The following is a 12,495-nucleotide window of genomic DNA, read 5'->3' on the forward strand; positions in this document are numbered from 1 at the left end:
AGAAGTGGTCTCCAGGCGCCTCGCACACCGTGAGCGCGCCCGTGAGCCATGCGCGCCAGCCCAGGTCCTCCGGACGCATGGCGGAGTCGGTGCTCCGGAAGAGGAGCGCCGGGCCCGCCCACGTGCTGGCCGGTACGTAGGCCTGCTGCGCGGCGGCGAGCCGCTGCACGAGGGCGAAGAGCCGCCTGGCGCCGTCCCCGTCGATGGAGGGCACCTGCTCCAGCACGCGGGCCAGTTGCTCCTCCGGCCCCAGGCGTCGCAGGTGCTCCAGGTCCAGGCGCAGGTCCTGCCAGGACACGCCGAGCATCCGGCCGAAGGCCGCCAGCACGCCGAGCGCATCCGGCGCCGGACGCGGTTGGGTCTCGGGCGCTTCGGTGTCCAGGAGGGCCAGCAACGCCACCGGCTCGCCCGCGGCTTGAAGCTGGAGCGCCATCTCGTAGGCCACCAGCCCGCCGAAGGACCAGCCTCCCAGCAGATAGGGCCCGCGAGGCTGCACGGCCCGCACCTGCGCGAGGTAGTCACGCGCCAGGGCTTCGACGGAGACGTCGCCCTCCAGCTCGGAAGCGTGCAGGCCGTACACCGGGCCGTGGCCGCGCAGCTCGCGCACCAGGTCGGAGTAGCCCCGCACGCTGCCGCCGCCTCCGTGTACGAGGAAGAGAGGGCGCTCGGAGACAGCTCCCGGGGCCAGCAGCACCAGGTTGCGCGTGGCCCCGGGCGCCTGCTGCATCCGCTGCGCGAGCCGCTCCACCGTGGAGTCCTGGAAGAGGACCGCCACCGGGAGCGTCTGGCCGGTGTGCTCGCGGATGCGGGAGACCAGTCGCAGGGCCAGCAGTGAGTGGCCGCCCAGCGCGAAGAAGTCGTCGCTGACGCTGACGCGAGGCACGCGCAGCACGTCCGCGAAGGCCGTGGCGAGCTGCTCTTCCAGTGGCGTCCGGGGCGCGATGAAGGGCGCGCTGTCGCTCCGGAGCTGTGTGTCCGGTGCGGGCAGGCGCCGACGGTCGACCTTCCCGGTCGGCGTCAGGGGCAGTGCCTCCAGCTTCACCAGGTGCGAGGGCACCATGAACGCCGGCAGCCGGGACGCGAGCGCGTGGCGCAGCGCCTCCGGCTCCCAGGGCAGGCCCGGGTCCGCGACGACGTAGGCCACCAGTCGCTTGTCGCCGGGAGCGTCCTCACGAACCAGGGCGGCCACCTCGCGCACCACGGGCAGCGAGCGCAGGGCGGCTTCGACCTCGGACAATTCGATGCGGTAGCCGCGGACCTTCACCTGGGCATCGGCGCGGCCGAGGAACTCCAGCACGCCGTCAGCCCGCCAGCGCGCGAGGTCTCCGGTGCGGTAGAGGCGCTTCCCGGGGACAGCAGAGAAGCAGTCCGGGACGAAGCGCTCGGCGGTGAGCGCGGGCTGGCCCACGTAGCCACGGGCCACGCCATCGCCACCGACGAACAGCTCACCGGTGACACCCACGGGCACGGGCTGGCCGGAGGGGTCCAGCACGTACACCTGGGTATTGCCGATGGGGCGGCCGATGGGAACGGAGGTGCCGACGTGGGCGACGTCCGTCATGCGGTGGCAGGAGGTGAAGAGGGTGCCCTCGGTGGGGCCGTAGCAGGCCGTCACCGGAATGAACGTTCCTTCCAGCACCCGCCGGACATGGGGCGCGCTCACGACGTCGCCACCGGTGAGGAGCTGCTTCACCGTCTTCAGCCCGGGCAGGTGGCTGTCCACCATCTGCGAGAAGAGCCCCGCGGTGAGGTGCAGCGTCGTCACGCCGTGCTTCACCAGCACCGACTCCAGCTCGTACACATCCGAGGGCGAGTGCGGCGGGAAGACGACGAGCCGGGCGCCATGCAGCAGCGGCCCCCACAGCTCCAGGGTGGACGCATCGAAGGACACCGGAGCGATGAGGAGGAACGTCTCCTCCGGCCCGAGGCGCGCGTAGTCGACGCCGAAGACGGTGCGAAGCACGGCGGCCTGCGGAGTGCCGACGCCCTTGGGCCGACCGGTGCTTCCAGACGTGAAGTCGATATACGCGAGGCTGTCGGGCAGCGCGGTCATGGACGGCGCATGCGTGGGCTGTGCCTCCAGGGGCACCTCTCCCAGCACCACGGTGGACAGCTCTTCGGCCGGCAGCTTCGCCAGCAGCTCGCGCGTGGTGATGAGCACGGTGGGACGTGCGTCCTCCACCATGGCGGCGAGCCGCTCGCGCGGGTACGTCGAGTCCAGCGGCACGTAGGCGCCACCGGCCTTGAGGATGCCCACCAGCGAGACAATCAGCTCCAGTGAGCGCTCCAGCGCCACGGCCACGCGCGAGTCGGTGGACACGCCCAGGCCTCGCAGGTGCCAGGCGAGCTGGTTCGCCCGCGCATCCAGCTGCCGGTAGGTGAGCGTCGCTTCACCGAACACGACGGCGACCTTGTCGGGGAAGCGAGCCACCACCTGCGCGAAGACGTCGGGCAGGGTGGAGTCACGCGGGTACTCGCTGGCGGTGGCGTTCCACTCCACCAACAGCCGCTGTCGCTCGGCCGCCGTCAGCATGGAGACCGTGGCCAGGGGCGCGTCGGGCCGGGTGGCGAGAGCCTCCGCCAGAGTGGCGAAGTGCGCCGCCATGCGCGCGGCGGTCTCCGCCTCGAACAGGTCGGTGTTGTAGTCGAGCATGCCCTGGTAGCCCTCGGGCACCTCTCTCAGGTTCAGCTGCAGCTCGAACTTGGCCGCGGCGCCCTCCACCTCCAGCGGGTGCAGCGCGAGCGCCCCGTGCCGGAGCGAAGGCATGGGCGTGTTCTGCAACGTGAAGAGCACCTGGAACAGCGGCGCGCGGCTCAAGTCCCGCGCGGGCTGGAGCGCTTCCACCAGTTGCTCGAAGGGCACATCCTGATGGGCATAGGCCCCGAGGGCCGTCTCGCGGACCTTCCGCAGCAGGTGCTGGAACGAAGCGCGAACGTCCACGTGCGCGCGCAGCACCAGCGTGTTGACGAAGAAGCCGACGAGCCCTTCCAGTTCACCGTGATGCCGGCCGGCGATGGGCGAGCCGACGGCGATGTCCTCCTGCCCCGTGTAGCGCGACAGCAGCACCTGGAAGAGGGTCAGCAGCGCCATGAAGGGCGTGGCTCCCACGTGCTGGCACACCGTCCGGAGCGCGCGCGAGGCCGCGGCCGAGAGGGCGACGGGGACCTGTGCACCCTGGAACGTCCGCACGGGCGGGCGCGGCTTGTCCGTGGGCAGCTCCAGCGTGGCGAGCCCCGAGAGGTGCTGGCGCCACCAGGAGAGCTGCTCGTCCAGCACTTCGCCCTGGAGCCACTGCCGTTGCCAGACGGCATGGTCCGCGTACTGGAGCGTCGGAGGCGGCAGCGGCGAGGGCCGGCCGTGGCTGAAGGCCTCGTAGAGCGCGGCGACTTCACGCAGCAGCACGCCCATGGACCACGCGTCCGAAACGATGTGGTGCATGTTCAGCGCGAGCACGTGCTCCAGCGGCCCCCGCTTCCACAGCCGTGCGTGGACGAGCGGGCCCGTGGCGAGGTCGAAGCGGTGCAGCAACTCCTCGCGAAGCTGCCGCCGCAGCACGTTCTCGGCGGTCTCGGGCGCGAGTCCCTCCAGGTCCACGACGTCCAACCGCAGCTCCTCGTGGGGGGCGATGCGCTGGCGTGGCTCGCCGTCCACCTGGATGAAGGTGGTCCGCAGCGCCTCGTGCCGGCGCATCAACTCCGAGAGCGCGCGCCGGAGTGACTCCACGTCCAGCGGACCCTCCAGCCGCACGAAGGCGGGCATGTTGTACGTGGCGCCGCCGGGCTCGAGCTGGTCGATGAACCACAGTCGCTGCTGGGCGAAGGACAGCGGCACGGGGCCCGTGCGCGGCACGGGGACGAGCGGCGGCGGTGCAGCCGGTGCCACCACGCCCCGCGCGCGCAATCCCCGGAGCACCTGCCGGGCATGCCCGTGCAGCTCCGCCCAGGTGAGGGCCTGGCCCTCGTGCTCTCCGGCGACCGTGTCCGGACACAGGCGGGCCTGCGCCTGGAGCAGCCGCTCCAGACAGGCGTCCTCCGCCGTGGCGGCGGTGGGCTGGTTCCACGCCTCGAACAGCAGGTGCCGCTCCGCGGGCGTGAGCATGGGCAGCGCGGAGAGGCGGCGCTCCGGCGTGGCGAGGGCTTCCTCCAGCAGCGTGCGCAGGTGGCCGACCATGCGGCCCGCCGTCGCCGCGTCGAAGAGGTCGGTGTTGTACTCCAGCACGCCCTTCAGCCCCTGGTCCGTGTCGCTCAGGGCCAGCGTCAGGTCGAACTTCGCGGTGCTGCCCTCCACCTCGATGCGGTGGAGGCTCAAGCCCGGGCCCATCATCTCCGGCATGGGCGCGTTCTGGTACGCGAGCATCACCTGGAAGAGGGGCGAGCGGCTCGAATCCCTCTCGGGCCGCAGCGCCTCCACCAGCTTCTCGAAGGGGACGTCCTGGTGCTCGTACGCCCCGAGCGCCACGTCGCGCACGCGGGCGAGCAGCTCACGGAAGGTGGGGTCTCCGTCCAGCCGCGTGCGCAGCACCAGCGTGTTGACGAAGAAGCCGATGAGCCCCTCCAGCTCGGCGTGGTGCCGGCCGGCGATGGGCGAGCCCACGCAGACGTCCTCCTGTCCGCTGTAGCGGGCCAGCAGCGTCTGGAACGCGGCGAGCACCACCATGGACGGCGTGACGCCCTCGCGGCGGCAGAGCGCGTGCATTGCGTCCGACAGCGCGCGGGGGAACTGGAAGGGCCACGCCGCGCCGCGAAAGGACTGGGTCCGGGGGCGCGGTCGGTCGGTGGGGAGCTCCAGGGCACGCGGTGCCCCGTGGAGCTGTCGCCGCCACCAGCCGAGCTGTGCCTCCAGCGCCTCGTCGCGCAGCCAGCCGCGCTGCCACAGGGCGAAGTCCGGGTACTGCACCGGCAGCGGTGTCAGGCGCGGTGTCCGGCCCTCCAGGTGGGCCGAGTACAGCGTGGTCAGCTCATGGATGAGCACGCCCATGGACCACGCGTCGGAGATGACATGGTGCATGGTGAGCAGCAACACGTGGCGCTGCTCGCCCAGGCGCACCAGGAGCACGCGCCAGAGCGGGCCGGCTTCGAAGTCGAAGACCTGTCGCGCCTCGTCCTCGACGAGGGCCCGCAGCGCGGTCTCCTGCTCCGGCACCGTCTCCAGGTCCATCCACCCGGCGGGGAGCGGAGGCTCGGGAGCGATGACCTGGACGGGGCCTGCTTCCGCGTCGCGGAACGTCGTGCGAAGGGACTCGTGGCGCTGCTGTAAGGCCCGCAGGGCCTTGGTGAAAGCGGGCACGTCGAGCACGCCATCCAGGCGCACGGCGGCGGGCAGGTTGTAGGCGGCGCTCTCGGGCTCCAGCTTCGCGAAGAACCACAGGCGCTGCTGCGCGAAGGACAGGGGCAGGTTTCCGTCGCGCGGCGCGGGCTTGAGCGCAGGCACCGCGAGCGTGTTCCGCACGGCGCCCAGGGCCTCCAGGCGGCGGGCCACGGCCTCCACGGTGGGCGCGGTGAAGAAGTCGGCCAGGGGCAGCTCCACCTGGAACGCACGGCGGATGCGCGAGAGGACCTGGGTGGCGCTCAGGGAGTGGCCGCCCAGCTCGAAGAAGTCGTCCTCGGCGCCCACCGTTCCGGTGTGGAGCACCTCTTCATAGAGCGTCGCGAGCAGTTGCTCGGTGTCCGTGCGCGGAGCCCGGGAGGGCGCGCGGCGCAGCAGGGTGGCATCCGGTGTGGGCAGGGCCTTGCGGTCCACCTTGCCGTTGGACGTGAGGGGGAAGGCGTCCAGCACCACCACGGCCGAGGGCACCATGTACTCGGGCAGCCGCTCCTCGAGCAGCGCGCGGAGCGTCACGGGGTCATGGGCCTCGGAGGCCACCACGTAGCCCACGAGGCGCTTGTCACCCGGCGCGTCCTCGCGAGCGAGCACCACCGCTTCCTTCACTCCCTCGCACGCCAGCAGGGCGGCTTCGACCTCGGACAATTCGATGCGGTAGCCGCGCACCTTCACCTGGGCATCGGCGCGGCCGAGGAACTCCAGCACGCCGTCAGCCCGCCAGCGCGCGAGGTCTCCAGTGCGGTAGAGGCGCTTCCCGGGGACAGCAGAGAAGCAGTCTGGGACGAAGCGCTCCGCGGTGAGCGCGGGCTGGCCCACGTAGCCGCGGGCCACGCCATCGCCACCGACGAACAGCTCACCGGTGACACCCACGGGCACGGGCTGGCCGGAGGGGTCCAGCACGTACACCTGCGTATTGCCGATGGGGCGGCCGATGGGAACGGAGGTGCCGACGTGGGCGACGTCCGTCATGCGGTGGCAGGAGGTGAAGAGGGTGCCCTCGGTGGGGCCGTAGCAGGCCGTCACTGGAATGCGCAGCTCCTCCAGCACCCGGCGCACGTGCGGCGCGCTCACCACGTCACCGCCGGTGAGCAATTGCTTCACGCCGCGCAGCGCGGCGAGGCCGTACTCCACCACCTGGGTGAACAGGCCCGCGGTGAGGTGCAGCGTCGTCACGCCGTGCTTCACCAGCACGGCTTCCAGTTCCTTCAAGTCGCTGGGAGGACGGGGCGGGAAGACGACGAGCCGAGCGCCATGCAGCAGCGGCCCCCACAGCTCCAGGGTGGACGCATCGAAGGACACGGGGGCGATGAGGAGGAACGTCTCCTCCGGCCCGAGGTGCGCGTAGTCGACGCCGAAGACGGTGCGAAGCACGGCGGCCTGCGGAGTGCCGACGCCCTTGGGCCGTCCGGTGCTTCCAGACGTGAAGTCGATATACGCGAGGCTGCCGGGATGCGCGGAGGGAGGCGGCGCGTGCGTGGGCCGCTCGGAGAGTCGCGCCTCCTCCACGAGCACCGTGTGCGTCACCGCGGGGAGCGCCTCCACGAAGGCGCGCGTGGTGACGAGCACCTGAGGCGCCGAGTCCTCCACCATGGCGGCGAGTCGCTCGCGCGGATACGCCGGGTCCAGCGGCACGTAGGCGCCACCGGCCTTGAGGATGCCCACCAGCGAGACAATCAGCTCCAGCGAGCGCTCCAGCGCCACGGCCACGCGCGAGTCGGTGGACACACCCAGCTCGCGCAGGTGCCAGGCGAGCTGGTTCGCCCGCTCATCCAGCTGCCGGTAGGTGAGCGTCGCGTCGCCGAACACGACGGCGACCTTGTCGGGAGAGCGGGCCACCACCTGCGCGAAGACGTCGGGCAGGGTGGAGTCACGCGGGTACTCGGAGGCGGTGGCATTCCACTCCACCAGCAGTCGCCGGGCTTCCTCGGTGGCGACAGCCCCGTGTGTCGTGGAGGAGGTCCGCGCTTCCAGCTCGCGCGCGACGTCCTCCAGGGGGCGCGTGGGCCTCGGGCGTGGGCGTGACTCCTGGCGCTTGTCCGCCGTCGGTGCCCCCCGTCCCGCGAGGGCTTCGTCGATGAGTCGAGCCACGGCTTCGACGGTGGGGGACTCGAAGAGCCGGCGGAGGGGCAATTCCACGCCGAACGCGTGACGGATGCGGCTGACCGCCTGCGTGGCCAGGAGCGAGTGGCCGCCCAGGTCGAAGAAGCTGTCCTCGGCCCCCACGCGCTTCACGCCGAGCAGCTCCTGCCAGAGCCCGGCCAGGCGCTCCTCGGTGGCGGTGCGCGGTGCCACGTACTCGCGCGTGGCCATCCCCGCGAGGTCGGCGGCCGGCAGGGCCTTGCGGTCCACCTTTCCATTCGCGGTGAGCGGCATGGCCGGCAGCACCATGATGGCCGAGGGCACCATGTACTCGGGCAGCGTCTCCTTCAGCGCGGCCCGCAGCGTGGCGCCGTCCGTCTGCACACCCTCGTGCGCCACGACGTAGCCCACGAGGCGCTTTCCGCCGGGGCCGTCCTCGCGGGCCATGACAACGGCCTCGCGCACCGGGGGCAGCTTCGACAGCGCGGCCTCCACTTCGCCCAATTCGATGCGGAAGCCGCGCACCTTCACCTGCGCATCCGCGCGGCCGACGAACTCCAGCGTGCCGTCCTCGCGCCAGCGCACCACGTCGCCGGTGCGGTACAGGCGTGCGCCTGTCTCACCGGAGAACGGGTCCGGCAGGAAGCGCTCGGCGGTGAGCCCCGGCCTTCCCGCGTAGCCGCGCGCCACGCCCACGCCACCGATAAACAGCTCTCCCTTCACGCCCACGGGTACGGGCTCGCCGCGCGCGTCCAGCACGTACGCGCGCACGTTGGCCAGCGGGCGACCGATGGCGGGCACGCGCCCGTCCGCGACGCACTCGGTGAGCGTGGCCACCACCGTGGCTTCCGTCGGGCCATAGCTGTTGACGAAGCGCCGGCCCGGAGTGGCCCAGCGCGCCACCACCTCGGCGGGCAGCGCCTCACCTCCGGAGATGATGGTGCGCAGCTCCGGAAGCTCCTCGGCGGGTGTGGCCGCGAGGGCCGCCGGGGTGAGGCTGATGACGGTGACGGCCTCGGCGCGCAGCAGCTCCCGCAGCGGCGCGCCGGGCATCAGCTCCTCCAGCGGTGCCTGCACCAGCGTGGCGCCGGAGCACAGCGTGGTGAAGACCTCCTCCACCGACAGGTCGAAGGAGAGGCTGGCGAACTGCAACACGCGGCTGCCCGGGCCGATGCCGTACGCCCCCGCCTCCTGCGTGACGAGGTTGGCGACGCCCCGGTGCTCCACGGCGGTGCCCTTGGGCGTGCCGGTGCTTCCGGACGTGTAGAGCAGATATGCCAGGTGACGCGGGCCCACGCCCGTCACCGGTGCTTCGGTGCGCTCGCGAGACAGCGCGTCCTGCTCCGAGTCGAGACAGAGCGCGCGGGCGTGGTGGGCCTCCGGGAAGCGCTCCAGCAACGCGGACTGCGTCACCAGCACCGAGGCCCCGCTGTCCTCCAGCATGACCGCCAGGCGCTCACGCGGCAGCAGCGGATCCACCGGCACCCAGGCCCCCCCCGCCTTGAGGATGCCGAGCAGCCCCACCGCCAGCTCCATCGAGCGCTCCACGCTGAGCGCCACGCGCATCTCCGGCCCCAATCCCCTGCGGCGCAAGGCGTGCGCGAGCTGGTTGGCGCGGATGTCGAGCTGCGAGTACGTCAGCGACTGTCCCCGGAACCGGAGCGCCACGGCGTCGGGCGCACGCCGGACCTGCGCCTCGAAGAGCGTGTGGATGCATGCCTCAGGGAAGGGCGCCGACGTGCCAGTCCAGGCACCGCGCACCTGTTGCTCCTCGGACGGCTCCATCAGGGGCAGCTCGGAGATTCGGAGGTCTGGATTCGCGGCGGCGGCCTCGAGCAGCGTGCTCAGGTGCGCGAGCATCCGCTGGACGGTGCCGGGCTCGAAGAGGTCCGTGTTGTACTCGGCGGCGAGGCGCAGGCCCTGGTCGTCCGGCAGCTCCACCGCCAGCAGGGACACGTCCGCTTTGGCGGTCCGGTTGTCCACCGGCTGCGCATCCATCACCAGCCCCGGCAGACGCAGGGGAGGCATGGGCGCGTTCTGCAAGGTCAGCGCGACCTGGAAGAGGGGCGCGATGCTGAGCTGACGCCCGGGCTTGAGCGCGTCCACCAGCTTCTCGAAGGGCACGTCCTGGTGCGCGTACGCGCCCAGTGTCGTCTCGCGCACGCGGCCCAGCAGCGCGCGGAAGCCGGGCTGGCCTGACACGTCCGTGCGCAGCGCCAGCGTGTTGGTGAACAGGCCGATGAGGCCCTCCAGCTCGGCGCGGCCACGTCCCGCGACGGACGTGCCCACCACGATGTCCTGCTGTCCCGTGTAGCGGTGCAGCAGCGCCTGGAAGCCGGCCAGCAGCACCGTGAAGAGGGTGCCGCCCTCCGCGCGGGCCAGGGCCTTCAATGATTCGAGCAGCGCCGGAGGCAGCACCACCGTCAGGCGGGCCCCGCGTCCGGAAGGCACCGCCGGGCGAGGCCGGTCCGTGGGCAGCTCCAGCACCGCATCCGCGTCCAGCCGCTCGCGCCACCAGCGGACCTGGGACTCCAGCACCTCGCCCTGGAGGTACTCGCGCTGCCAGGCGGCGTAGTCCGCGTACTGCATGCGCGGCGCGGGCAGCGGCGAGGGCTGTCCCTCGGCGAGCGCCGGATACAGCGCGCTCAGCTCCCGGACCAGCACTCCCAGGGACCAGCCGTCCGAAACGATGTGGTGCAGGTTGAGCAGCAGCACGTGCTCGAGCACCCCCAGCCGGTACAGCACGGCGCGCAGCAGCGGCCCCTTCTCCAGGCCGAAGGGCTGACACGCGTCGGTGGTGAGCCGCCGCCACGCCTCGGCCTCGCGCTCGGCTTCGGGCAGCCCCTGCAGGTCCACCACGGGCAGGGAGATGCTCCCCGAAGCGGCGACGAGCTGCACGGGGCGCCCGTCCTCCTCCACGAAGGTGGTGCGCAGTGACGCATGGCGCTGCACCAGGGCCTGGAGGCTGGCGCGGAGGGCCGCGTCATCCAGCGTCCCGGACAGGCGCACGGCCACGGGGATGTTGAAGGCCGCGCTGCCTGGGCTGAGCCGGTCCTGGAACCACAGCCGCTCCTGGCCGAAGGACACGGGGACCCGCTGGACGTCACGGGTCTTGCTCCGCAACAGCTCCGCCAGCCGCGCGCGCTTCTGCTCCGGCGTGAGCCCGGCTGCTCCACCATCCATCCTCGACCGCGTTGAATCCATGGTGAGGAGGATATTCGGGCTATCACGCTCTCAGGTTTCCGCTCTCCCGCAGTGAGAAGGCGTTTCGATGGCAACCTTCACGCCAGGAGCGTGTGTGCTTCACTCAAGTGGTGATGGGAGTGCAGAGTTCCACGAGCACGCCATCGATATCCCGCACATAGGCCACCGTCTGCCCCCACGGCTTCTGCTTGGGGGGATGGGCGGCCTGGGCGCCGGCCTTCACCGCGCGCTCGTAGGCGGCCTGCACGTCCGTCGTGACGAGGGCCACTTCCACCGCGGCGGCGTCCTCCTTCACCCGGTTGGGGCGCACGGTGAGGCCGTTGTCCTTCGCCATGCTCTCCACCGCGAAGGCCAGGGCCGTGGCGCCGGTCTCCATCTCCGCGTAGGTGTTGCTCTCGTGGAGGAAGCGGCGTTTCAGGCCGAAGGCCTTCTCGTAGAAGTCGACGGTGGCGGGGACGTCCTGAACGTAGAGGATGACGTAGCCGAGCTTCATGGTGGCGCACTCCGGTAGAGGGTGGAGACAGCGTGAGGCCGTGTTCGCACGGTGCGCCGGGCCTGTCTTGAAGGAATCGGACAGGCTTCAGCCGGCGAGCGTGCCGGGCGTCACGCCCGCGAACTCACGGACCTCGCGCGACAGGTGGGCCTGGTCGGAGTAGCCGCAGGTGAGCGCCACGGAGGACAGGTCCTCGCCCTCCAGGGAGCGCAGCAGCCCCACGGCCCGTTGGAAGCGGAGCACCCGGGCAAGCAGCTTGGGCGCGACGCCCGCCTCGTCCAGCACGTCGCGGTGCAGGGTGCGCTCACTGACCCGCAGGGTGCGCGCCAGCTCGGACATGCGCACCTGCCCTCCCGACGCCAGGAGCGAGCGCAGCGCCTGCGCGGCGCGAGGGGATGGCGAAGCACCGGAGGAGGCCTGCCGCCGCGCGAAGCTCTCCTGGAAGAGGCGCAGGGCCCGCGCGGGTGAGGCACAGTCCTCCAGCCGCCGCTGGAGCACGGCGAGGTCCGGCGCACAGTCCGCCACGGGGACATTGAGCCCGCACACCTCGCGAGGACTCACGCCGAGCAGGGGAAGGGCCCACCCGGGCCTCAGTCGCACGCCGAAGCTCACCGCGCCGGGCTCGATGTCCACGAGCGCGAAGCGCTCCATGGGGCCCACGACGACCAGCTGCGGGTCGGCCAGCCAGGTGGAGCCTCGCGCGCCGCGGAATTGGAAGATGAGGTCCGTGCAGCCATCGGGCAGCACCCGGTGGCTGAAGGGCGCGGCACCGGGGGGCGGCGCGGTGAAGCGCCAGAAGGCGTCCACCGCCTCCGACAGGGAGGCGGGCGGCGCCCACTCCTCGTAGCCCGTCACGCCACCGCCGGCTTCCATCGTGCACCCATCCGTGGCCCCGGAGCCTGGCCGGGGGCAAAAGCCCTGTCACGTGTCAGGGATGTATTTATCGCGCGTCTATTTTCGCTGAAAGGAGCGGTGACCATGAACACGGCGAACCTGACGAGCCCGATGAATCCCGAACACCTGAACGACACTGTCATCGGCATCGACGCGCTCGCGCTCGCCCGCCTGTTCACCGCTCTGGATGCCGCGATGCTGGGAGATATCGCTGGCGACAGTCCACCCGGACCCTGACCTTCCGCGCCCCGTCGAAAGACGAGGCACGACGAGACCAGAGGCCGGGCTCCCAGAGGGGACCCGGCCTCTCGCTTTTCCGGGTCACTGCATCAATCACAGACATGGGACCATAGTTTCAATGGGAGAATTCTCGGTTCGCATCCGAGAGGTCCGGGTTCGAATCCCGGTGGTTCCACTCCACGCCGCGGTAGCCCAATTGGTAGAGGCGCTGCCTTCAGAATGCAGAGGTTGCGGGTTCGAATCCCGCCCGCGGCATAGCTGT

Annotated in this window: 3 protein-coding genes, 2 tRNA genes and 1 pseudogene; 3 read left to right on the forward strand and 3 right to left on the reverse strand. The window is 71.4% G+C overall.

What is annotated here, in order from left to right:
• Positions 1-7: 7 nt before the first annotated feature.
• The 3 genes and pseudogenes from ACX9TP_RS02695 to ACX9TP_RS02705 form a co-directional block, all read right to left on the reverse strand.
• Positions 8-10,606: pseudogene (locus ACX9TP_RS02695) on the reverse strand (non-ribosomal peptide synthetase); the annotation flags it as partial.
• 103 nt (positions 10,607-10,709) lie between these two features.
• Entirely contained in the window at positions 10,710-11,099 is a 390-nt protein-coding gene (locus ACX9TP_RS02700; protein WP_482978130.1) for a VOC family protein, read from the reverse strand.
• Between the two features lie 87 nt (positions 11,100-11,186).
• Positions 11,187-11,972: a DUF6597 domain-containing transcriptional factor gene (locus ACX9TP_RS02705; RefSeq protein ID WP_482978131.1), complete on the reverse strand. Its 786-nt coding sequence runs from the start codon at positions 11,970-11,972 to the stop codon at positions 11,187-11,189.
• 105 nt (positions 11,973-12,077) lie between these two features.
• Here ACX9TP_RS02705 and ACX9TP_RS02710 point away from each other — a divergent pair, with 105 nt between their 5' ends.
• From ACX9TP_RS02710 to ACX9TP_RS02720, 3 genes are all read left to right on the forward strand, one after another.
• On the forward strand, positions 12,078-12,230 hold the full coding sequence (locus ACX9TP_RS02710; protein ID WP_482978132.1) for a hypothetical protein: 153 nt from the start codon (positions 12,078-12,080) through the stop codon (positions 12,228-12,230).
• A gap of 106 nt (positions 12,231-12,336) precedes the next feature.
• A tRNA-Ala gene (locus ACX9TP_RS02715) sits at positions 12,337-12,408 on the forward strand.
• A 6-nt stretch (positions 12,409-12,414) separates the two neighbouring features.
• Positions 12,415-12,488, forward strand: a tRNA-Leu gene (locus ACX9TP_RS02720).
• Positions 12,489-12,495 lie beyond the last annotated feature (7 nt).

The organism is Pyxidicoccus sp. M15 (assembly GCF_056858435.1).

Bases quoted from the DNA above. Each gene is read 5' to 3' on its own strand.
- ACX9TP_RS02700 (WP_482978130.1), bottom strand. From the start codon at position 11,099: ATGAAGCTCGGCTACGTCATCCTCTACGTTCAGGACGTCCCCGCCACC.
- ACX9TP_RS02710 (WP_482978132.1), top strand. From the start codon at position 12,078: ATGAACACGGCGAACCTGACGAGCCCGATGAATCCCGAACACCTGAAC.
- ACX9TP_RS02705 (WP_482978131.1), bottom strand. From the start codon at position 11,972: ATGGAAGCCGGCGGTGGCGTGACGGGCTACGAGGAGTGGGCGCCGCCC.